Annotated in this window: 20 protein-coding genes and 1 pseudogene; 1 reads left to right on the forward strand and 20 read right to left on the reverse strand. The window is 41.7% G+C overall.

Annotated features, from left to right (window positions below; all coding sequences use genetic code 11):
* The 13 genes and pseudogenes from JOD03_RS04975 to JOD03_RS05035 all read right to left on the reverse strand — a co-directional run.
* The coding region (locus JOD03_RS04975; protein ID WP_204589739.1) for an SH3 domain-containing protein at window positions 1-579 on the reverse strand (579 nt) is incomplete at its 3' end.
* Window positions 580-710: 131 nt separating this feature from the next.
* Complete coding sequence (locus JOD03_RS04980) at window positions 711-1,718, reverse strand: LCP family protein (protein ID WP_204589740.1); 1,008 nt, start codon at window positions 1,716-1,718, stop codon at window positions 711-713.
* Between the two features lie 16 nt (window positions 1,719-1,734).
* Entirely contained in the window at window positions 1,735-2,943 is a 1,209-nt protein-coding gene (locus tag JOD03_RS04985) for a glycosyltransferase family 4 protein (protein WP_204589741.1), read from the reverse strand.
* Between the two features lies 1 nt (window position 2,944).
* Window positions 2,945-3,808, reverse strand: a complete 864-nt coding sequence (galU, locus tag JOD03_RS04990) for a UTP--glucose-1-phosphate uridylyltransferase GalU (protein WP_204589742.1) — start codon at window positions 3,806-3,808, stop codon at window positions 2,945-2,947.
* Window positions 3,805-4,887 (reverse strand): glycosyltransferase, encoded by a 1,083-nt coding sequence (locus JOD03_RS04995; protein ID WP_204589743.1) that lies wholly within the window; start codon window positions 4,885-4,887, stop codon window positions 3,805-3,807. The genes galU and JOD03_RS04995 overlap by 4 nt, the downstream gene beginning before the upstream one ends.
* Complete coding sequence (locus JOD03_RS05000; protein ID WP_204589744.1) at window positions 4,884-5,996, reverse strand: glycosyltransferase; 1,113 nt, start codon at window positions 5,994-5,996, stop codon at window positions 4,884-4,886. Before JOD03_RS05000 ends, JOD03_RS04995 begins: the two co-directional genes overlap by 4 nt.
* A gap of 82 nt (window positions 5,997-6,078) precedes the next feature.
* On the reverse strand, window positions 6,079-7,149 hold the full coding sequence (gene wecB / locus JOD03_RS05005; RefSeq protein WP_204589745.1) for a non-hydrolyzing UDP-N-acetylglucosamine 2-epimerase: 1,071 nt from the start codon (window positions 7,147-7,149) through the stop codon (window positions 6,079-6,081).
* Window positions 7,150-7,164: 15 nt separating this feature from the next.
* Window positions 7,165-7,905, reverse strand: coding sequence for an acyltransferase (locus JOD03_RS05010; RefSeq protein ID WP_204589746.1), 741 nt, complete (start codon window positions 7,903-7,905; stop codon window positions 7,165-7,167).
* A gap of 14 nt (window positions 7,906-7,919) precedes the next feature.
* The gene (locus JOD03_RS05015; protein ID WP_204589747.1) at window positions 7,920-9,236 is read right to left on the reverse strand and encodes a nucleotide sugar dehydrogenase; all 1,317 of its coding nucleotides are present in this window, start codon (window positions 9,234-9,236) and stop codon (window positions 7,920-7,922) included.
* A 14-nt stretch (window positions 9,237-9,250) separates the two neighbouring features.
* Entirely contained in the window at window positions 9,251-10,261 is a 1,011-nt protein-coding gene (locus tag JOD03_RS05020; RefSeq protein ID WP_204589846.1) for a Gfo/Idh/MocA family oxidoreductase, read from the reverse strand.
* 429 nt (window positions 10,262-10,690) lie between these two features.
* A pseudogene (locus JOD03_RS13760) lies at window positions 10,691-11,356 on the reverse strand (glycosyltransferase family 4 protein); the annotation flags it as partial.
* Window positions 11,357-11,494: 138 nt separating this feature from the next.
* Window positions 11,495-12,886 (reverse strand): S1C family serine protease, encoded by a 1,392-nt coding sequence (locus tag JOD03_RS05030; protein WP_204589748.1) that lies wholly within the window; start codon window positions 12,884-12,886, stop codon window positions 11,495-11,497.
* 122 nt (window positions 12,887-13,008) lie between these two features.
* Window positions 13,009-14,193, reverse strand: a complete 1,185-nt coding sequence (locus tag JOD03_RS05035) for a C40 family peptidase (protein ID WP_204589749.1) — start codon at window positions 14,191-14,193, stop codon at window positions 13,009-13,011.
* Between the two features lie 291 nt (window positions 14,194-14,484).
* Here JOD03_RS05035 and JOD03_RS05040 point away from each other — a divergent pair, with 291 nt between their 5' ends.
* Window positions 14,485-15,042: a helix-turn-helix domain-containing protein gene (locus tag JOD03_RS05040; RefSeq protein ID WP_204589750.1), complete on the forward strand. Its 558-nt coding sequence runs from the start codon at window positions 14,485-14,487 to the stop codon at window positions 15,040-15,042.
* Between the two features lie 670 nt (window positions 15,043-15,712).
* Here JOD03_RS05040 and JOD03_RS05045 read toward each other — a convergent pair.
* The 7 genes from JOD03_RS05045 to argC all read right to left on the reverse strand — a co-directional run bounded on the left by JOD03_RS05045 (window position 15,713) and on the right by argC (window position 23,718).
* Window positions 15,713-16,465: a LysM peptidoglycan-binding and 3D domain-containing protein gene (locus tag JOD03_RS05045; protein WP_204589751.1), complete on the reverse strand. Its 753-nt coding sequence runs from the start codon at window positions 16,463-16,465 to the stop codon at window positions 15,713-15,715.
* 300 nt (window positions 16,466-16,765) lie between these two features.
* Window positions 16,766-17,887, reverse strand: a complete 1,122-nt coding sequence (locus JOD03_RS05050) for an NADH-dependent flavin oxidoreductase (protein WP_204589752.1) — start codon at window positions 17,885-17,887, stop codon at window positions 16,766-16,768.
* Between the two features lie 105 nt (window positions 17,888-17,992).
* A complete protein-coding gene (locus JOD03_RS05055) occupies window positions 17,993-18,976 on the reverse strand; it encodes a nuclease-related domain-containing protein (protein ID WP_204589753.1) in 984 nt (327 codons plus the stop codon).
* Between the two features lie 573 nt (window positions 18,977-19,549).
* Entirely contained in the window at window positions 19,550-20,671 is a 1,122-nt protein-coding gene (locus JOD03_RS05060) for an acetylornithine transaminase (RefSeq protein ID WP_204589754.1), read from the reverse strand.
* Window positions 20,664-21,473, reverse strand: a complete 810-nt coding sequence (gene argB / locus JOD03_RS05065) for an acetylglutamate kinase (RefSeq protein WP_239584845.1) — start codon at window positions 21,471-21,473, stop codon at window positions 20,664-20,666. Before argB ends, JOD03_RS05060 begins: the two co-directional genes overlap by 8 nt.
* The gene (gene argJ / locus JOD03_RS05070) at window positions 21,436-22,665 is read right to left on the reverse strand and encodes a bifunctional glutamate N-acetyltransferase/amino-acid acetyltransferase ArgJ (RefSeq protein WP_204589755.1); all 1,230 of its coding nucleotides are present in this window, start codon (window positions 22,663-22,665) and stop codon (window positions 21,436-21,438) included. The genes argB and argJ overlap by 38 nt, the downstream gene beginning before the upstream one ends.
* Window positions 22,666-22,683: 18 nt before the next feature.
* Window positions 22,684-23,718 carry an N-acetyl-gamma-glutamyl-phosphate reductase gene (argC, locus tag JOD03_RS05075; protein ID WP_204589756.1) on the reverse strand — a complete coding sequence of 345 codons (1,035 nt, stop codon included), beginning with the start codon at window positions 23,716-23,718 and terminating at the stop codon, window positions 22,684-22,686.
* Window positions 23,719-23,963: the final 245 nt, after the last annotated feature.

Here is a 23,963-nt window from a genome sequence, read left to right on the forward strand (position 1 = left end):
ACTGCTTGTCGCGCCTGAGTGAATAGTTCCCGTTTGCTCGGCTTTTTTTAGTAAGGATGGTTTTTCGAATACTTTGTTCTCTACCCAACCGAATTTTCCTGTAGAATATTCCACTCTAAACCATGTTTCTTTAGAGGAATTAATGAAGGTGCTATGTATAGTGTAAGATTTACCACTCTGAATCGTACCTACTACTGAATAATTTGTCGTTGCACCTGAGTGCACATTTCCGCTTGCTTCCGCTCGTTTCGAGTCTAATAGCTGTGACAGAACTAACATATCAGATCGAACCCATCCACTGGATGAGCCGAACTTTATTGAAAGCCAGACTTCTTTTGAAGCATTTTCAAACACATTTACTATAGTTACAGTTGAACTAGCAGGAATTTTAGTTACTACTGCATAATCTACAGTAGCACCACGGCGCAAATTCACTGTAGAATTGATAGTCTTTTGGTTTGAATTTATGTACTGTGAATAGTCTATCGTGTTTGCCTGGACTGGTAAACTATTCTGGGGAATCCCCATCACCGTGGCCAAAAATAACAATGTGAAACATAAAATAAATACTTTTCTCATAAGCCCTCCTTCTATATACCTCTATTCTAATAGACAAATTCCTTTCGAAACAATCCGACAAATGTAATATAGATTAAAATATTTTGAAAAAAAATAAAAAAAGACACCTAAATTGTTTAAGTGTCTCCAAGTTATTCACTTGATGTGTTAATCTTATTTGAGTTCGAAGCATATGGAGAAATGTTAAGTTCTCTCTTCAAAGTTTGCTGCACTTGATTTACGGATTCATCCGTTAATCCATAATAATAGATTCCTGCTTGGGTATTATCATACCCCTCTAATGCAATTTGGTTGATTTCGACTGTACCTAATTCTCTATACAATTTCATAAACTGTAAATATTGGTTAGAAGGAATGTTTGTCCGAACAGCACCTTTTATATCTTGCAGGATATTATCAAACTTAGGAATACTTGAAATTTTAGTAGCCTCATTCAGAATTTCTTTAATAACTTCTTGTTGTCTTTCGTTTCTTCCTAAATCTCCGCGAGGATCAGATTTACGCATCCGCACATAGGCGAGCGCTTCGTTACCATTGACAGACATTTCCCCTTCCTCAAAAGTAAAGCCTTTTAAACTTCCACTTAATTGAGTTTTAAAAGTAAAAGGAACGTCTATCTCAATTCCCCCAAGACTGTCTACTATATCTTGGAAGCCTTGAAAATTAGTAGTTACATAATAATCTATAGGAATTTCAAATAGTTCTTCCACAGTTTCAATAGTATAACGTATTCCCCCATTGGCATACGCGTGGTTAATTTTATCATAGTAATCTAGTTCTGGAATGTATACATACGAATCTCGTGGAATACTAACCATAGTGATAGTTTCTTTTTCAGGATTGACAGTTGCAACTAAGACCACGTCAGATCGACCATACTTTCCGCCATCTTCATCGTCAATCCCAGCAATTAAAATTGAAAATGGTTCATTATCGGTTTGAATTTTATTTAACTTATCATCTAGAGTCTCTTCAGTATCCCGCTCTAACGGTTCGTAGATTTCCGACGTGACATTTTTAGTTTGATAAACAAGGTAAGAAGCATAGCTGGTAGCACCAGCAAATAACATGACTACGACTAATAATAAAACTCGTTTCCAAGGCCGTTTCTTTTTTCTATTTAATCGAGTAGGCTGCATGATATCCTCCCCTCCCTTACTTGTTTTTCAAATTAGTAAGTAAACTGTCAACAATCGTCTTCCAGCTAAATTCTCTTTCGACTAAATTTCTTCCATTTCGCGAAAGCTGCTCAAATTCTTCTTCGTTCATTTCAATGGCACGAGTCATTTGTTCTGCTATTGACTGCTCATTTTCCGGTTCTGCAACTAGACCACAATGATTACGCGTCAAAATTTCTGCGCTTTCACCTTTCCCACAATATAATACAGGAGTTCCTGTAGCTAAGGCAGGAAAAATCTTAGAGGGGCGCGCTCCTTCAAAAAGTGCCAAATTTCGCAATGGGACGATACTTACATGCGATTCGTGGAACAAAGCAGGCATTTCACTGAGAGGCAAGTGGCCTAAAAATGTGACATCTTGTACGTCAAGTCGATTCACTTCTTCTTTCAACTTCTGTTCTTCAGGTCCAGCACCCGCAATCACAAATCGTGCTTCAGGATGCATTTTCTTGACTAGAGCAAAAGCTCGGATTACCACATCAATACCTTGTGCATATCCTAAGTTACCTGCATAAACGAAAGTAAATGGCTTTGTCTTATTCTTTGATTGATAAGTAAAGAAATCTGTGTTCACACCATTTGGTAATACAAATACTTTCTCGGCTGGTTGTGAATGCTGAATGACATACTCTTGAATTCCATCGGTTGCTGCCGCAACTTTCCATGAACTTTTATATAAAAACGACTCAAGTTTTTCAGTTAATTTGATTGCGAACTTATTTTTGATTAAGCCCAATTTCACGGCTGACTCCGGCCAAACATCTGCAACATTGAAGATAAACTTGGCACCGGTTAACTTTGCTGCTAACCAGCCCGTGATCCCCAAGAAAATAGGCGGGGAATTCACAATAATGTAATTTACTTTACCCGCTTTTAGTAGTCCGTAAAACGAGCTAAATGTAAATGAAAAATACGAGATTAGTCGTTTCCAAAATACACCCTTTTGTGATGGATAAATCCACGTGCGATGAACCGGAATTCCATCTAATTTTTCAAAGTGATACTTCATTCCTTTATATTCATTCGGAATAATCCCATGGGGGTGATGCGGGAATGCCGTCACTACTTGAATTTCATGCCCTTGATTCAACAACTCTTTACTAACTTCATACACCCGAATCTGTGGAGCTCCTGTTTCAGGAGGAAAGTGCTGACACAGATAGATGATTTTTAGAGGTTTTGACATTCTATTCTTCCAACTTTTCTTTCAAATATTTTTTCAGTGGCTCGCGCAATTCTTCACGTTTCATTGCAAAGTCAAACGTAGCTTGTAAGAACCCAAATTTATCTCCAACGTCATACCGTGTGCCTTCCAAAGCACAAGCATAGATTGATTGATCGAATCGTAGTGATTCAATCGCATCTGTCAATTGAATCTCACCTTTAGCATCCGGTTTAACATTCTCTAGTTTGTCAAAAATCTCAGGTGTTAAAATATAACGTCCAACAATTGCTAAGTTTGAAGGAGCTACATCAACTGCCGGTTTTTCTACAACACCCTTAATTGGATATAAAGAAGTGGAACTTTTTTCAATTTCTACGATTCCGTATTTGTCTACGTCATCGTGAGGAACTTCTTTGACACCTAAAACTGATGATTGAACATCATTATAATGATTTACCATTTGTTTTAGTGCAGGTTCTTCATTATCAATGATGTCGTCCGGCAATAATACCGCAAATGGTTCGTTCCCAATGAATTTTTTCGTACATAATATTGCATGACCCAAACCAAGTGGTTCTTTTTGGCGCACATAATGAATATCTACAAGGTTTGAGATTTGTTCTACAGTATTTAATAGTTCATGTTTATTAGTTTTTTCTAATAAAAGCTCTAATTCAACTGAACGGTCAAAGTGATCTTCCATAGCTTTTTTGTTACGGCCAGTAACAATAATAATGTCTTCGATACCTGAATTAATTGCTTCTTCTATAATGTATTGGAGGTTTGGTTTATCTACAATCGGTAACATCTCTTTCGGCACAGCTTTAGTAGCCGGTAAAAAGCGTGTTCCAAACCCTGCCGCAGGGATGACTGCTTTCTTAATCATTTTAACTCTCCTCTCATATACTCTATATAGAGACTTTCCATGTAGTTTGCATTTTTGATCCAATCGTAGTGCTTTGCAACATGCTCCACACCTTGACGACTCATGGTTCCTCGTAATTCGGATGAAGTGGCGAGACGTATTAAAGCCTCTGCAAGTTGGTCTGGACTTTCTTTGTCAATTACAATTCCCGTCTCACCTGCTACAACTACTTCTGGCAATCCACCTACATTAGAGACTACAACCGGGACACCGCAAGCCATCGCTTCAACAGCAGCCACGCCAAAACTTTCACTATTTTCAGTGGACGGGACTGCAAAGATGTCCATACTTTGAATTGTCAGTGGCACTTGATCATGTGGTATTTTCCCCATGAATGTAACTGCATCTGCAATTCCTAAAGAGCTTGCTAATTCTTCATATTCTTTTCTCTGTGGTCCGTCTCCAGCAATCACCAATTCACTCTCCGGAAAACGAGTGTGTAAACTGGCAAATCCTTTTACAAGGTCTGCTATGCCGTACTTATCGCTAAGAGCTTTAACAGTGCCCACTCGTAACAGTTCAGATTTTTCTTGTTGCATCAATGCGGGCCTAAATTTTGTCGTGTCGACTCCAAATGGTGTGACCCATATTTTCTTGTTCGTATAAAGATTTGTTTCTTTTGCCATGATGTGACTTGTCGACATCACAACATTCGCACGTGCTAACGTAAATTCAATAATTTTCCGGTTGATACCTGATGATTTGGGGAAATCGAAAATATCTTTCCCCCAAACAGATACAAAAAATGGTTTGTACCCTGTCAGGGCACCTACGAACCCATAACTAGAGATGAAGTGTGCATGGAAAATATCGGGTTTCCAAGACTGCAGTATGCCTCTAAGGGCTGGTACAGTCAATAAATAACCTAGCTTTCCACCTTTTGTTTCTGGCAAGGTTATCGTGTCAACCTCCTGTGCATTTTCTTTCGAAAAGTGATTGGCAAACGTAATGACCTTCACTTCATGTCCTTGGTTCTTAAAATAGACTGCCCATTTATGTGTGTGTATTGATTTACTTGGTCCAAATAATGCTACTTTCATGAATTGCCTCCTACTAAGGTAGTGACTACCTTGTGTACGCGCGCATCCCACGAGTGGTTTTGTAAAAAGTCACTCTGGATTTTCAGTTTAATGGCCGCAGAAGCTTGGATCATCTCTCGAATTCCTTGCTTCATTCCTTCTTTGTCATCTTGTACTATGACACCATAGCCACCTTGTTCAATAATTTCTCTTTGTGCATCACAGTCACTAGCTACAACTGGAATTCCACTAGATAAATACTCAACAAGTTTTACAGGTACTGAAAAATCATTGTAGACTGTTTTCTTTCTAGGGATAAATGCCATGTCCATCTCAGCATAGACTTGCTCTAGCTCAGATGCATTTTTATGATAAAATGTCGCGTTATTCTCGTGAAAGACATCTGGCCTTTTTGCTTTTGCTCTTTCAAACTCGTCTTCACGACAAGCGATGTGCAACTCGAACTGCGTACCTTCTTGCTTTAGTTCTTTGACTGCTTCTAATAGAGTCTCAACACCATAGTCCTCACTGTTTATTCCTCCCACATAGATGCCTTGTGGGTGGGAAATCTGCGTTTTTCTTTCCGGCAATTCGACTCGTCTCCCACCAGGAGGCAATGGAACATGATTCGTAGCAATACTGACATAGCGAGACATTGCTTGGCTTGGAAGAAAAACTGTGGAAACATACTTCTGATAAAACTTTTCTTCTAAACGATAGATTGTCTGTAAAGCTACTTTCTTAAGACCCTTTACCGGGTAGAGATCATCAAACTTCCAATAGACATCTCTGTAAAAAACACCAATTGGAATATTTCTACGCTTCAACTCTTTAAAGACGCTTTTGTCGATAAAAGGTTTCGTCGGAATATGAGAGGGGTCTGTCAACCAAAGCGGAATAGTCTGATTTTCTGAATAACAAAACTCAATGCCCTCTAAGCCATCCTCTTTCACTAATTTTTCCCACTGGGCCATTCTCTCGCTAGAAGTCCCAGAAATTATGAGCATTATTTTATTTGCAGACTGGGCGTATCGTTCAAAAGCTTGTAACATTTCAAGTGGTCGTAATTGAGAACCACTTTGAGGGTTTGTCGCTAATTGGAAAGGATAATAAACTAAAAAACTGCTCATTGGGACCTCCGATTTATAAATATTCGTAAAACAACTTCACTCGACCTACAATCTAGGTCGAGTGAGGTCAAGTAAGATGAAATTAGTTCTTTAGACTGTGAGATTCAATCAAATCTTTCAGCTTGCCAGCCATGTCTCCGTCACCAAACAGTGGTTTATACGAAGGCGCAACATCTTTCTTCACTGCAGCTACAATTTTGTCTGTGTCAACACCTGTTAGTTGATTTGCATCTTCCACAAGAGTTTCCACCCATTCTGTCTCATCACGAACTGTGATACATGGAACGTGTGCAAAATAAGCTTCTTTTTGTACTCCACCAGAATCTGTAATGATTTTTTTCGCGGATGTCTCTAAGGCAAGCATATCTAAATAGCCTACTGGATCAACAACTCGAAGTCCTGGAATTGAAGAGAAGTCGACTCCATAATTCATCAATCGTTGTTTCGTACGCGGGTGAATCGGCCACACTTTTGTTCCTTCAATTTGTTTGAAAGCTTCTAAGATAGACTCCATACGAGAAAGATCATCCGTATTTTCAGCACGGTGAATCGTGATCAAATAGTAGTCTTTTTTTGTTAACTGTAAATCTGCAAGAATTGTAGATTTTTCATTTGCTATCTCTTGATTGTAAAGCACTGCATCATACATGACATCACCAAGATTATATACATTTCGGGTTACAGATTCTTTTTCTAGGTTGTTGACCGCCGTATCTGTTGGACAAATCAAAAGTTCAGAAACGTGGTCAGTTAGAACACGGTTGATTTCTTCTGGCATTTTCTTATTGAAACTACGCAAACCAGCTTCAATGTGAATAAGCGGAATATGCAATTTAGACGCGGCTAACGCACCAGCCAGTGTGGAGTTCGTATCGCCATAAACTAATACATAGTCCGGTTTTTCATCCAATAGAATTTGTTCGATTTCTTTTAACATGTCACCAGTCATCGCTCCGTGGTTCGGGCTAGAGACTGTTAATCGATAATCGGGTTTTGGAATGTTCAATTCTTCAAAGAAAATATCAGACATGTTCGTGTCGTAGTGTTGACCGGTGTGAATGATTTTTTCCTCCACTGTCTCACGAATTTTACGTGACACGGGTGCAGCTTTAATAAATTGTGGTCTTGCTCCAATCACTGTAATAATCTTCATCAGATATCTCCTCTTTTATTGATTAGAAAGCAACTCGTTCTCTGGTACATCTTTCACAACTTTGGCAGGAATTCCTTTGATCAGCTTTGATGCTTCAGTATCTTTTGTTACCAAAGCTCCCGCAGCAACAAACGTTTCTTCTGCTATTGTGATACCTGGAAGAATAATTGAGGCTCCACCAACGCGTGCTCCACGTTTTATGGTTGCTCCCTTTATTTTATCGAATCGCTCTTCTGTGCGTCCCATATAGTTGTCGTTTGTTGTAGTGACACATGGTGCAATGAATACTCGATCTTCAAGTGTTGTATAAGCAGTCAAGTAAGAGTTGGATTGAATTTTTGAGCGCTCCCCAATTTTAACGTGGTTCTCTACAGTAACATTGCGTCCAATAATGACTAAGTCACCAATCTCTACATTCTCACGAATCGTCGCTAAATCTGCTACTAAACACTGCTTACCTAGCGTGGCACCTTGATAGAGCACTACGTTTGCTCCAATAGCAGTCTCATTACCGATTTCTAGTGCAGGTAGGGATCCTGACAGTTTCATCGTACTTGTTTTAGCTACTTTTGGATGCTTCCCTACAACCGCTCCGTCGTCAATCGTAACGCCATCATGTATAATCGTACCTGCTAAAATTGAAACACGATTACCGATTGTGACGTTGTTGCCGATAACTACATTTTTTTCTACTACAGAGAAGTGACCTACTGTAGTATTTTCACCGATTTTTGCACTATCATGAATGAAGTTCATTGCACTTTGACCTCCTACAACTTGATGTAACGATTTGGCTTATCGATTCCTTTAAATGCATTGCGCGTATCGAAGATAACTTTCGCACGTTGTGCAATCAATTCGTAATCAAAATCGCTATGGTCTGTAGCTAAAATCACTAAATCCGCATTATCAAGAATTTCTTCTGTTAATGGTTCCGTCTCAAACTGTTCTTTGTTCACTTTGAATGCAGAAACATGTGGATCTACTGATGTAATAGAAGCGCCGTGATGTTTTAAAAGTTCCACTAATTTTAAGGATGGAGATTCTCGCATATCATCAATGTCTTTCTTATATGCAATCCCTAATAGAACAACATTTGCGCCACGAAGAGCGACTCCATCTTCGTTCAAAATTTGCATCGCACGAGTAATTACGTAGTCTGGCATCGCATTATTGATTTCACCAGCAAGCTCAATTAGACGTGTATGGTAGTTGTATTCGCGTGCTTTCCATGTTAAATAGAATGGGTCAATCGGAATACAGTGTCCACCTAAACCTGGGCCAGGGTAGAATGCCATGAATCCATAAGGCTTAGTTTTCGCTGCATCAATTACTTCCCATACATCGATTCCCATTTTTTCACACAAAATAGCCATTTCATTTGCTAATGCAATGTTGATGTGGCGGAATGTGTTTTCAAAAATCTTCTCCATCTCTGCTACTGCAGGGCTTGAAACTTTATGAACTTCTCCCTCTAATACAGAGCTATATAGTAGTGCTGCTACTTCCGTACATTTTTCAGTGATTCCACCTACTACTTTCGGTGTGTTCTTCGTGTTGAAGCTTTTGTTGCCTGGATCGATACGTTCTGGTGAATAAGCTACAAAAATGTCTTCTCCAACTACGAACCCTTTGCTTTCTAACTCTTTGCAAATGATTTCTTCAGTCGTACCAGGATATGTAGTTGATTCAAGAACAACTAACGTCCCTTTTTTCGCATAGTTTGCAATTTCTCGTGCTGAACTTTCTACATAAGAAGTATCAGGTTGTTGATAAATATCTAAAGGGGTAGGAACACAGATTGCTACTGCATCTACATTCGCAAGTTCTGAGAAATCAGCTGATGCTTTGAATTTTCCAGAAGCCACGATTACTTTTAAATCTTCATCTACTACATCTCCGATATAATTTACGCCTTTATTTACTAATTCGACTTTACTTTGTTGTACGTCAAATCCAATTACCGTGTATCCAGCTTTTGCTTTTTCAACAGAGAGGGGTAATCCTACATATCCGAGTCCCACCACTCCAATTACTGCTGTATGGTTTGTTAATTTATCATGCAATTGTTGATAATAGTTCGTCATTTTCTACACTCCACTTAAAAATAGATTTTCGTTCCTTTTTCAGATGAATCAATGATTGCTTCAATTAATTTGACAGGATTATACCCATCTACTCCCACGACCTCAGGCTCTGTGTTTGTTTGAATAGCGTGAGTCATGGATTTAATAATCGCCACATGTCCACGCTCTCCCCATGGGTCTTGTTCAATTTTTTGCTTGAGAGCCTCTCGTTCAGCTTCCGTAACAAATGATGCATCCCACGTATCAATATAAAGTGCGTTCGCCCCTGAAACTTTGAAGCTACCGTTTTCAGTGAAAACTGCTAAGGACTCTTCTAAATTTTTGGGATAAATTGTTGTGGCTGCTTCAATTACCGCAACAGCACCAGACTTAAACTCAACTAGTGCAGTCGCTACGTCTTCCGATTCAATTTTACGGAAACGAGTTGTCACCATACCTTGTACTGCTTTCACTGGCCCCATCATCCAAAGCAACAAATCAAGGCTATGAATAGCTTGATTCATTAAAACGCCGCCATCAAATGCTTTTGTGCCTCTCCAAGGGGCTTGATCATAGTACTCTTGATTACGATTCCAACGGACTGTTACGTTTGCATGGCTCACACGTCCGGCCTCTGGATGTTCTAGTACCTTTTTTAATTCTTTGATCGCTGGACGGTAGCGGTTTGGATGGACAACAGTCAATTTTACGCCTGCTTGTGAAGTAGCGTCCATGATCGCTTTTGCATCCTCTGAAGTAAGAGCCATTGGTTTTTCAAGCACAACATGGCGTTTATTGTTGATAACTTGCAAAGCCAGTTTTGCGTGCAATCCTGAAGGAACACAGATATTTACAGCATGAATTTCTGGCATTTCATCTAACATTGTCTGCAAATCTGTAAATGTTGCAACCCCTAGTGGCGCCTCTTGTAAACGGTCTTCATTTGTATCGCAGATTGCGATAAGTTTTGCATTTGGTGTTTCTTCAATTGCTTGAATGTGTTTGTCAGCAATAAATCCCATGCCAACGATTGCATAATTAATCACGTCACTATTCCTCCTACTATCTTTCCCACCAGTTTTCCTATTAAAACCGATAACATATCGGCCAATTAATATAAAAGGTCTAAATTCAGTTTCGATAAGCTTTAAACGCTCTGCAAGAATCTGTAAGAATAAAAGCATGGCAATCAAGGCGATAATCGACCATCGAATTTGAATTGTTTCAAAACTAATAGCCAGTAATCCAAATAAAATACTAATGCCATAAATACTCAAAACACTCCGCTTATGTGAAAGCCCCGTCTGCAAAAGACGGTGATGCAAGTGTGCTTTGTCTGGCAAATATACAGGGGTGCCTTTAACTCTCCGTCGAATGATTGCAAACAATGTATCAAAGACTGGAACGCCCAAAATAAGTATAGGAACAATCAAACTGAAGAGGGCAACACTTTTGTATAGTCCTAGGACTGACAACACAGCGATCCCATAACCAAAAAACATGGATCCTGTGTCTCCTAAAAATATCTTAGCTGGATTAAAGTTGTAAACTAAAAACCCTAAGCCTGCACTCATCAACAGAATAGAAAACGTTAAAATAAGCTCTGTCCCTGCCGCGAATGCCATATAGGCAAACGTAGCAAAAATGATAATTGAGACACCTGTTGCCAAACCGTCTAAGCCATCGATTAGATTAATGGCATTGATAATACCAATCATCCATATAAATGTGAAGGCAACACCAAAGATACCAAGCTCAAATTTCCCTACACCCGGCACACTAAGTATCTCAATACTGAGACCACTACCAATTACGGATACAACAGCCAGCATCTGACCGCCAAGTTTATATAACGCCTTAATTTGATAGCGATCATCTATCAAACCCGTTATAAGTATAATAACTGCCCCAACTAGAATCCCTGTCACTTTAGCATCTACGATATCTGACAACAAGAAGCCAATTCCGACTGCAACAAATACAGCTAGACCACCTATTCGTGGCATCGGTTTTGAATGGACTTTTCTAGCTTCCGGCTGATCGATGAACCCGAATTTAAAAGCTATCTTTATTACTATTGGTGTAAGTAGTAATGCAGATGCTATGGTCACTGCAGAAAGCAGCCATAGATTTGTTATCATAATTTCACCACTACAATCTTTTGTCTATGCAAGTATACTACAGTTGAAGAATATCGACTGTTACACTTTAGTTACGAATTCAAACTACATTAGGCTCAACTTTACTATTTTATAGTGATACAACATAAATTACAAATTCTATCTGATAATTTTTGAGAAATTACCCTCTACCGGAATTACTAAACTATCTTCTTTAAATTGAAATTTTAGCTCTATCTTATACGAAGTTGTTATAGTTTCATTGTTTTCATTAACGAATGTTCCCACAATTTCACGTTGAGTTTTGTATGAAAATGCATTAACTTTTGTGAGCGTTTGGTCATGATCTTCATTTCTCACAATTCTTGTTTGCGTATTAATTTCTGAAATCAACTGGTTATAGAATTCGTTATCCTTACCAATTAAACTCTCTATCCCACTATAATCTTGTGTAGTTAAATAGTTTTCTAATTCCCACAATAGTTCTTCAACAAATGTAGTTAGTAAATTTACTCTTAATTCCTCTTTACTCTTCTCATTTTGAGTTGCCTCGTACTCAGAAATCCAGTTGTTCACGATTGGCAGTAAGGTACTAGAAGGAATACTAAAACCTATTTTCTTCGACTCAATCGCAACCATTGAATTTATACCAATTATTTTTTTGTTCTTAACTGAAATCAAAGGACCTCCGCTAGAGCCCAAGCCTAGCTCAGCATCTATTTCATAAAGACGATTATAAGTGTAGTTAGTTACAATATTAATACCAGTTTGCGTAACTCTTCCTATTGTAATAGTATTCTCCTTGCCACTAGGTGAACCAACTGTGAATACCTCTTCTCCTTTTTCAACCTCTGTATTCAAAAGTCCTAACGGCTCTCTCCCAATTAGTTCTTTAACAAAAATAAGCGCTAAATCTTCAGACACGGACTTTCCAACTAATACTCCATCATATTGCACTCCTTGAGAGTCTTTTACAGTGATATAGAGACTTTCAGCCACAACGTGAGCATTCGTAATAACAAACCCTATATTATTTATTAATGTTCCACTACCTTGCTGTTTATCAGTATATAGTGTAAATGTACTCCACTTTGCCTTTTCAATTAATGAAGCATCAATTGATGTAGCAGCATTTTTTACTGGAGGCGCTTTGCCAACATTTGGTTTCGGTTTTGTTTCTATTACAGTATTTGGCGCAGTTGGCTTAGGTTCTGATTCAGTTTTTTCGCCCGAGGAGTTTGGCTTTTGCTTTTGAGTAGATCCACTAAAAGAGTCGTTATTCATACCTTGACTGTCTAGAATTACAACTTGGCCAACCTCATTATTTATAGGAGATTCATTTGCGGAAGGACTTTCCTCAGTATCGCCAGTCGCAACCTCGTTTAACCAAGTGCTTGCTTCTATAGACACAAGTAGTTTGCTATAACTAATCTCCGAATTTCTTTTCAACTCAAATTGTACCGGTTGGACTTCTTCCGAGTCAGGAGAAAATATATATAGAGCAACTCCAGAGATGATAACAATTAATGAAAATATTAAAATTTTTCTCATACTGGTACCTCCTGACTTATATCTGATAAACGATATTACTATTAATAATACTCTTATATGGGCTTTATTCACAACATAAAAAAAGCCCAGTTAGAATTACTATCTAACTGAAGCCTTTAAAATTATTTAATTGAGCGGTAACTGTGGATATGTTTACTCCAATAAGGATTTGATTTCAAATCAATTATTTCCGCTTTACTTCCGCCAGAATGTACCATTTTATTGTTTCCAATATAAATTCCAACGTGAGAGATTCCAGCTTTATAGGTATTTGCAAAGAAAACTAAATCACCTGGTTGTGGATTTGTAGTTGGTGTAGACTCTGCATATTGTGTGCCTGTAGAACGTGTGATTGATTTACCAGCTTGCTTATATACGTATTGAGTGAATCCACTGCAATCAAACCCCGCAGTAGTTGTTCCACCAAAACGATATGGAGTACCTAATAGAGACAATCCAACATCAACAATTTTTGAACCGTTTGCAGCAGGCGCTGAAGCTTGTTGTGTTGTAACCTGGCTTACCAATGAACTTAGAAGCCACGCGTGATGAGAACCATATTTTACACGGTACCATGTTTCACCGTTAATAGTAATTTGATCTGTCGCAGTTACTGTCGCTCCTGCAGGTACTGTGGTAATAACCGCATAAGCAGTTGTAGCTCCACGACGAAGGTTTGTATTATGCAGTGTCTTGAATGTACCAGACATGGCAGTCATTTTATTTGAAACGCTAGTTTGAGCTGCGGGTGCTGTATATGTGGACAACTTACTTGCTTCTACCCATCCGCTACGACCATTGGCAATAACGCGCTTCCATTCAACTCCGTTGATAGTGATTTTGTATTCAGAATTAACTACAGTTCCTGAAGCTACCGTTGCGACTGAGGCATATGATGTTGTTGCTCCTCTACGAATCGGTGAAGTTGTATTGAATTTATATTTTGCCACATGATTTTGAAGCGCTGTCGAATTAGATGTTTGAGCAACTTCTACTTTTGATAAATTAGAAGTTTGTGTCCAGGAATGATGCCCGTTGAAACGAACTTTTGTCCAATGAACATTATTAAGTGTGATTTGATCTGTTGCTGTTAGTGTAGCGCCTACTGGAGCATTTACGATAACTGCAGCACCAGTTGTTGCACTGCGTCGTAGTGGCGCTTGAGCACTAACTTTATATGTACCTTGTAATGGTGAAACTTGATTTGTGTAGACAATAGTTGTACTTGCTTCTGCAATGTTTTCCGTGACAAGAGGTGAGAACATCAAAAATGACGCGGCGGCAATTGTTACAATTGTTTTTTTCAAAATTTTAAGTCCCCCATGTGTTAATTACGATTTGTTTGAATTTTATATACGTTTAAACTACAAGCTCAATATTAGCAGATACAGTACGTTTTTATAGTTACAGTTATATTACAGTTTCGTTACAAAGAACGAATTTATGTTTAGTTCTATGAAAATTGGTTAGTTATAAGAGATTGAAAAAATATTAGAGATACTCTTATATTTGTAACTATTTATTAAATTTGAATATTGTATATTTTTCGACTTTATAAGACAATAGGTGTACAACGTTTAATTCGAGAGGTGAAGTAATTGGAATTTCCGAAGGTCGAAATTGGTCGTCGCATTCGTATGTTGCGCAGAGAAGTAGGAATTACATCAGAAGAACTTGCGAAACGCGCTGGTGTTAGCCAGAGCATGGTGTCGCAAATTGAGCGAGGGCTCGTATCCCCTTCACTTGAAACTTTGTGGAATCTCGCGAACAGTTTGAACGTGCAGATTTTCGCCTTTTTCGATCAAACAGATGGCGAACGTGTCAATGTGTATCGCCGCGACGACGAATTGGTCGTAAAGCGAATCCGTCCGAACAGCGAATATCACTTGTTGTCTCCAAGCATCGGAAAAGATATCGGTTTCTTTAAATTGGTTGTCGATCCCGGCGAAGAAGTCGAAGATCAAGTGATTCAACATAAGGGTGAGGAGTGTGGCTACATACTAGAAGGTACATTGATTGTGGAAGTGGGTCCGGACCGTTACACGTTAACGGAAGGCGATGCGATTTTCTTTGATAGTGAGCTGCCGCACCGGTTTTTCAACCCTGGTGAGAAGCCAGCTGTCGCGGTGTGGGCGATGACGGCGAACTGGCGTTGATTTTAGATGTGGAGAACGCCGATTTGGTCGGACATTGAATCTGGGTTAGCGGACATTGCCGATTTGGTCGGACACTGAATCCCGATTGGCGGACACTGAACTACCTATTGGCGGACATTGAATCTAGGTTAGCGGACATCGCCGATTTGGTCGGACATTGAATCCCCGGTTGGCGGACACTGAACTACCTATTGGCGGACATTGAATCTAGGTTAGCGGACATCGCCGATTTGGTCGGACATTGAATCCCCGATTGGCGGACACTGAACTACCTATTGGCGGACATTGAATCTAGGTTAGCGGACATCGCCGATTTGGTCGGACATTGAATCCCCGATTGGCGGACACTGAACTACCTATTGGCGGACATTGAATCTAGGTTAGCGGACATTCGCTAAAGATTTGTCTAATAAAATAGTGAGATGGCCGAGACTGGAAGTGGTTCCCAAAAGGTACCTGGTACCCAAACAATTCCAACACAATTTATATTTATCAAAAATATAATGCAGTAATGCGGCTTCCAGATGCATAGTTAGTGAATAGTCATGAATGTCAGAATAGTGTTTGGGACAGGTACTTAAAAAGAAAAGAACTTTCTAGCAAGATCTTCAACACTTAAACGCACTTAAAAATCCCGTAAGCTCCTGGTGAGCCTACGGGATTTATTTGATTACTTTAAGATTTTGATAGTAACTGTTTTACGGCCCCAGTTTAAAGCTTGTTGTTGGTTCGGGATGAATACATCAATCTTGTTTCCTTTGATAGCGCCGCCAGTATCCCCAGCAATCGCTTCTCCATATCCTTCTACCCAAACACGTGAGCCTAGTGGGATGACACGTGGATCCACTGCAATTACTTTAAGATGCGGATTTGCACGCAAGTTGATTCCTGTCGCAGTAATTCCAGAGCATCCTGTGCAATATGCTGTGTATGCCGTTGCTTCCACTTGGAAAGTTTTCACAGCTTCTGGTGAAGTCTGTGCAGGTGGTGTCGGGTTACTAGCAGGTGTTGTGTAGCTTCCACCTTGAACAGCAAGTTTTTGATTCGGGAAGATCAGGTCAGATGATAGACCATTCCACCCTTTCAAATCTGCTACAGAAACGCCATGGTTTACAGCGATGCGATAAAGTGTGTCACCTGACTTCACTGTATACGATGAAGATTCTGTTTTTGTTGGCTGAGCGGGTGCAGATGGTGCTGCCGCTGCGCCTTCCACTGAAAGTTTTTGATTCGGGAAGATGAGGTCAGACGAAAGTCCGTTCCAGCTCTTTAAATCTTGTACTGTTAAATTATATTTTTGAGAAATAGACCACAGTGTGTCTCCGCTTTTGATTGTGTATGTGTCTTCTGATGCTGATGCAGATGTCGCAGCTCCAAATAGTAAGCCGGCGAAAGCGGTTAGTGCAACGATTTGTTTTTTCATAGTATGAATTTCCTCCTTTTCACTAACGAGTACAATCGTACCACCTAGATGTGTCAGGAGAATAACAGCCATGTTGCAATAAACTTTCAATTTACCGATGGTTTGATGAGTAATTGGTCATGGCTTTAACAAATATTACACTAGTATTACAGAATAAGAGAGTATTTGGTAGTATTTAATGTTTTGTAATAGTTTTATAGGGTAAATTGTTCTTTTTGGCATTGGTAGGATAAAGATTCCGGAGGTGACAGGCACCATTTGAAAAAGGGAGCAAGCACTGGGCTCGCTCCTGAATAGCTGTTATTTAGAGGATGTTTGCTTCACTGGGAACCAACCAGTGACGTTCAAGATTTTTTCCCAAAGTTGATCGGGAATGTCGAGCGCATCTTGGTTGGTCGGGTCGATTTCTGTTAGTAGCAACTCTTCTTTTCCTTCGACAAGTTTCGGGTACCACTCGGGATCTGTGACAATCGGACGTCCAATTGCGAAAAGTTCTGCATAGCCAGAAGCAGCGGCCTGGTCAATTTGTTGTTTCGTATTTAGTGAACCAACGCCGACAAGTGGCGTGCGCCCGTTAATCAATTCCGCAAAACGCGAAATTCGTGAGGTGCCTTCTTCGTTTGTGTAGGAAGTGTCAAAGAATTGACCGAGAGAAATGTGTAGATAATCAAGGTTTTGGTCAGCAAGCTGATCAATCAAATTCAGCTTTTCTTCTATTGTAAAGCCCGGGTCTGTATTCTCTTCCGGAGAGAAGCGGTACCCAACAATGAAGTTTTCTGGAGCCCGTTCGTTTACAACTCGTTTTACTTCCTGCGTGACAGCCAGTGGGAATGCACTACGGTCTTGCCCCCATTTGTCGTCTCGGCGGTTTGAGTGTGGCGAGAAAAACTGGTGAATCAAGTATGTGTTGGCGCCGTGGATCTCGACTCCGTCGAATCCAGCTTCGATTGCACGACGTGTCGCTTCCCCAAATGCACGAATCGTCTCTTCGACTTCATCTGAAGTCAGTGCGCGTGGCGTTTCTGCACCTTCTCTTGGATAGGCCACGGCACTCGCTGATACTGGAGTTCCTCCATTTAATACGCGACCGTTTGATTGACGGCCTGCGTGGAAAATTTGAAGAATAGCCGTACTGCCGTTGTCATTTATAGCAGCTGCTAGACGTTTTAGGCTCGGCAGGCGATCGTCTGATTCTGCACCAATCGAGTAGATAAAGCCAGCGCCTTGTGGCTGTACGTAAGCACAAGCTGTGATCACAGCACCGATTCCACTAGCTGCGCGACGTGCGTAGTAGGCAATTTCTTGGTCCGAAACATCACCATTCGTTTCCGATGAATATGTGGTCATCGGAGCCATCATAATACGATTTTTTAGTGTTGCTCCATTCGGTAAAGTCAGAGGTTGTTGCCAAAGTGCTGTCATGTTTGTCTCTCCTTCGTGATGTTATTTTGTTTAGCGTACTGAAGTGGCAAGGAGAGTTCAAGTGATGTGACTCGAAAGATTCGGGTGGCGAAGGGGTTATGGCATTTATGTTCGAAATCTATATTTCATTCCCTTACCATGCGAATGTACTTCCAACTTCAATTCCTTTCTCGCACGATATAGTACTTTCTGGCTTCTTAGTTGCAGCCACTCTCTTATAAATGCGGGTTTTTGAAAATCATCACTCAACTGTAGGAGATTTTGAAGTGTTCGAGGAATAGGGTTTATCTCTACTCTTTGACATTCTACACAACTCCATTTTCTATTGTTTAATCGAACTAGTCCATTACACGTACCACAAATCACCCCTCTTTTTAACTGAAGAATTCCAACCCCATTCTTTTCGGCTAAATCAAATTGATAATAAGGGGACTCTATTTTTTGTAGATGCTGTCTAATTTTTGTTAGTTGTTGTTTTGTTAAAATTCTAGGCAGTTGATTGAGTTTGGAAATATGATCCTCTATTTGGAGAGGGAAAAAGATTGGTACGCGGGTATCCGATGTGAGAATTTCGCAATTACGATTAGCGAATATAAGTGCGGGATAAATGGGTGGAAGTTCAATGCTTAGTTTTCGGAAGATTAGGTGCAGCGCGTAATGATTTCTTTTCAGTTGGGTGATTGGACATGAAAAATACTCTTCTATGAGATTTGACGTTCTTTTGAGTCGGCTAGGATTTTGTAAAAGCTCTATTTTACCTCGAATGTTTTTGATTTCTAAATGAAGTATGTAGCTCGGGGTGAGGATTAAGGTGTCGATTTGAACATATCGTTTGGATGAAAGTTTTGCGTGATAACCTGGGAAGATAAAATGTGGGTCTGGTAGAAGGGTTGTTGATAGATGACCATCGATTTTCAACTCGCCGTGGTAGCCGGAATCAATTCGCTTAATCTGATTTTCGAGTTCTTGATACTTGTCGGTCATAAATTCGGGTAACCTCTTTTGAAAGTCTTTGAGCAGGTCAATTTCTTGTGGAAGTGGGCGGTTTATAGTTGGGTAAGACAAGCTTTGTGTGGTGGTTTTTTTCATTGGAAGCCTCCTTTTGCAATTAGTATACTGCAACGGCTTGACTCATGGAAAGTTTTAAGCGGAGAGATATTTTGGTCGGACATTGAAACCGGGTTGGCGGACACTCAATTGCCTATTGGCGGACATTGAAACCCGCTTTGCGGACAATGATCGGTTGGTCGGACATTGAATCCAGATTGGCGGACACTCAATTGCCTATTGGCGGACATTGAAACCCGCTTTGCGGACAATGATTGGTTGGTCGGACATTGAATCCAGATTGGCGGACACTCAATTGCCTATTGGCGGACATTGAATCCAGATTGGCGGACATTGCCAATTCAATGATAAAATCAAATTTTTTTATTTTCTGAAGCCCTTGCTAGAAAGCCCTTTATGACTCTAAGCCCTTCCTAGTAAGACCTTTAAGACTCTAAGCTCTCATCAATTTGGTGCCTGTCACCTTTTGGAAGTCGTTCCCAAAAGGTGACAGGCACCAAGAAAAAAGCATCAAAAAACTCTTCCGAGGGGGAAGAGTCAAGAGAGTATAGTGGATAGCGATTCACAGAGCGCCTTAATCCATAGGAGAGCTGATTAGCCGAGCAAGATGGCTGCTGCTTGGTCGAGTTCTTCGTACGAGACGTTGAGTGGTGGCAGCAAGCGGACAACGGTTGCGCCAGCTGGGACGACAAGTAGGCCTTTTGCTTGCAAGTCGGCTGCGAATGCTGCGCTGTCTTCGACGACGAGTCCCATGAGGAGACCCATACCACGGACTTCGTATTTCGCAGAAAGCTTGTCTTTTAAGTAGGCCGCTTTTTCAGCCACTTCTTTCAAGAAAGCTGGTTCAAATACAGTGGACACGACGGTGTGGGAGACCGCAACACCGAGTGCGTTTCCGCCGTAGGTCGTCCCGTGTGAACCTGGCGTCAATGAGGCGCCGACTTCTGCAGTTCCTAGAATTCCACCGATTGGGAAGCCTCCACCTAGACCTTTTGCAAGCGAGATAATATCAGGTTTCAATACCGTTTGCTCGTATGCATAGCGTGTGCCTGTGCGGCCGATCCCTGTTTGGACCTCGTCAACGATCAGTAAGATGCCATGCGTGTCGCACAGTTCTTGGATCGTCGCTGCGAATTCCGGAGTTGTCGGGTTGACGCCTCCTTCCCCTTGGACGATTTCTAACATGATTGCCGCAGTTTCTTCATTAACAGCACCACGCAAGGCTTCCGAATCATTGAAAGGAACATGCGTGAACTTCGAGACAAGTGGACCAAAGCCGTTTTGCACTTTGTCTTGCCCTGTTGCAGACATGGCGCCGAATGTACGGCCGTGGAAAGAATTTGTGAATGTCACGATATGATGCTTTCCGGTGTGACGGCGTGCGAGTTTGATTGCGGCTTCGTTCGCTTCCGCTCCACTGTTACAGAAAAAGGCGTGGTCAAAATGCGTGCCAGACGTCAACAAGGCAGCGAGTCGTTCCTGTCCACTGCTTTCGAATAAATTCGAGACGTGCCATAGTTTTTCGGATTGCTCCTTCAGTGTCGCATTGACCTGCGGATTGGCATGGCCCAGAGCGAGCACTGCGATTCCAGCGATAAAATCGAGATATTCCTTGCCATCTGCATCCCAAACTTTCGTCCCCTGCCCTTTGACGAGTTCAATCGGGCGTCGTGCATAGTTTTGAAACAAACGGCTTTTTGTCAGTGATTCAGGCATTCGTGTGAACCTCCTTGGTGAGTCGAGTAATCAGTGGGTTGGTCGCCTGGACAGTCGTGCCGACAAGTGTATCATCGGTGATTTGGACCGCCTTGACACCTGATTCGAGGCAGTCGAGAGCGGCCTGTACTTTCGGGATCATCCCTCCGTAAATAATACCATTCGCGACCCACTTCCGGATATCCTGCTCACTCGCAGCAGTCACGGTGACTCCGTCTTTTTTTATGCCTGGTGTATCGGTCACCAATAGCAGGGATTCTGCCTGGACACCGGATGCGATACCCGCCGCTAGTGTATCCGCGTTGATATTGAGCGGATCTCCTGTTGCGGAAGTTCCAATGCATGCGACGACTGGAATAATGCCGCCTTTTAGAAAGAGTTTGAATTTTAACGCGTTGACGTCTGTGACAACGCCTACTTCCCCATATATTTCCTGCTCTAAATAATCACTTGTAAACACACCGTCAAACCCACTAAGACCAGCTGCTGAAATACCCGAAGCATTGATTTTTCCGACGAGCCCCGAGTTTACTTCCCCGATCAGAATATTGCGGATCGTCGCAATCATCTCAGGTGTCGTGACGCGGATGCCGTCGATCGTTTCCGATACAATGCCATGATGCGCAAGTGCTTCATTGATGTTGGGACCCCCGCCGTGAACGACGATGATATTCTGCCCTGTAGCTACTCGACGTTTCAAACTTTTAATAAAGGCTTCGGAAAGGTTCGCGAGCGTGCTGCCTCCGATTTTGATGACGTGGCAATTAGGAACGATAGCTTGCGTTGATTTGGACATAGTCATACGTCAAGTCACACCCCCATGCGCGGCCTTCGCCTGGTCCGTGGTGAAGGTCCACTGAAATTGAAATCTCGTGTTGCTTCAAATAGTTCATTGCTTGGTCTTCGGAAAATTTCACTGGTTCGCTGTCTTCTACGACTAAAACATCCCCCAGTTTGATGGTAATCGTTTCTGGATTTATTTCCATTCCGCTATAGCCGACCGCTGCAATGATGCGCCCCCAGTTCGCGTCGCATCCGAAAACTGCAGTTTTCACGAGTGGCGAACCGACAACTGTTTTTGCGATTTTACGTGCTTGTTCATCGGAAACGGCACCTGTAACATTCACTTCAATTAACTTCGTCGCGCCTTCCCCGTCTTTTGCAATCAGTTTCGCAAGGTCTTGAGAGACCATTTCGAGCGCCGATACGAATGTGCCCCATTCCGGATGATCCGGTGTGAGTGCATTGTTTTCCGCAAGTCCGTTGGCAAGGACGAGCACCATGTCGTTTGTTGATGTGTCCCCGTCTACCGTAATCGAGTTGAACGTTTTTTCTGTCACTTGCGAAAGAGCAGCTTGCAAGTGCTCGGAGTCGATGTTCGCGTCTGTCGTTATGAAGCCAAGCATGGTCGCCATGTTCGGCTCAATCATGCCAGATCCTTTTGCGACGCCTGCGATGACGATTTCTTTCCCATCAATCGTCGTTGCGTACGATGTGTTTTTCATTACCGTATCGGTTGTCATGATGGCTTGTGCGAAATCGAGTGCGCCCGTCAACTCATCGTTTGGTTGAAGTTTTGCCGTACCATGGATGATCGGTGCCATCGGAAGTGGCTCGCCGATTACGCCAGTTGACGCGACACCAATCAGTTCTGGTGCTATGTTGAACTGGTCAGATGCGAGTTGCTGCATGGCGAGCGCGTCGAGATCCCCTTGTTTTCCTGTACATGCATTGGCGTTTCCGGAATTGACGAAGATGGCTTGCATCTTTTTTGTGTTGTAAACAACATCTTTTGTGACTTTCAGTGGAGCTGCTTGAATCGCGTTTGTTGTGAAGACGCCTGCTACTGAAGCCGGTACTTCGCTGATGACGACGGCGAGGTCCTTTTTCTTATGCTTGATGCCACAGTGTATGCCGGTCGCGGTGAAACCTTTCGGTGAGACGAGTGATTTTCGTTCGATTTTTTTGAGTGTTTGTGTGATAGTCAATTCCATAAGAGTCGCTCCTTTTCGCTAGATCATGAGAGGGACGAGGGTCAGCCCCGCCTTTTCATCGAGTCCGCACATGAGATTCATATTTTGAACGGCTTGTCCGGCCGCGCCTTTCATCAAGTTATCAATCACTCCGACGATAGTTGCCCGGTTGGTCCGAGGGTCGATGGTGACTTGGATGTCACAGAAGTTCGAACCATACACTTGCTTCGTACTGAAAACCGATTTATCCGTCAATACACGGACGAATGGTTCCTTGTCGTAGGCCGTTTTTAAGGCTTCTTGAATTTGTTCGTTTGTTGTACCTGACGTTAGCGGTGCATAACTCGTTGCCATGATGCCACGCGTCATCGGGATAAGGTGTGTATTGAATGAGAGCGTCGGTGTTTTACCCGTCAGCACGGTGAGAGTCTGTTCGATTTCTGGGATGTGTTGATGGCTATTGATTTTGTAGATCGAGAAATTCTCGTTCAGCTCACTATAATGCGTGAGTTGCGATGGTTTGTTTCCTGCACCAGAAACGCCACTTTTTGCATCTGTATAAAGATGTGCCGGGTCGATCAGGCCTTCTTTAATAAGCGGAAGCAAGCTGAGTAGTGTTGCCGTCGGATAACACCCCGGGTTTGCGATGAGCTCGGCTGTTTGGATCTGTTGCCGGTTCCATTCTGGTAAACCATAGACCGCTTTTTGAACCGCCTGTTGGGGAGCTGCCGGTTTTTGATACCACGTTTCGTAAGTTGTGGGGTCTTGAATCCGGAAATCACCGGAGAGGTCAATCAGTTTTGGCCCCTTCCCGAGCAGATCTGGGAGAATGGTCGATGCGACGCCTGCTGGGGTGCCTGTAAAGACAACATCTAGCTTTGCGAGGGTATCTATCGAGATTGCCTGCAAAGGTTGTTCGATTATATTCATTAAATGCGTATATTTATGCGAAATGTGTATATTTTCTTCTGATGAGGAAAACACGTGGATTTCGTGGACGTTCGGGTGGTTTGTCAGAATACGGATGAGTTCTAGTCCCCCATACCCTGTAGCACCAATTATGCCGATTTTCATAGTGGTTTCAACTCCGATTCCAAAACAAGTTATTTTTTAGTATACGACTGCATAATTATAAAGTCAAATGTATTTTTAGATGTGGAGAACGCCACTCTAGAAACTCCGAGGAAATCAGACGTACCCGTGAAGGCGCTCTTCAGTCTTTGCGGGTGCGGCTGATTCCGGAGCGTGTTTCTGGCGTTCGGAACTCGATTCCATTTAGATGTGGAGAACGCCACTACTTTTAGTAGTCAATCTCTGGC

The organism is Chryseomicrobium aureum, from assembly GCF_016909155.1.
Lineage (GTDB): Bacteria > Bacillota > Bacilli > Bacillales_A > Planococcaceae > Chryseomicrobium > Chryseomicrobium aureum.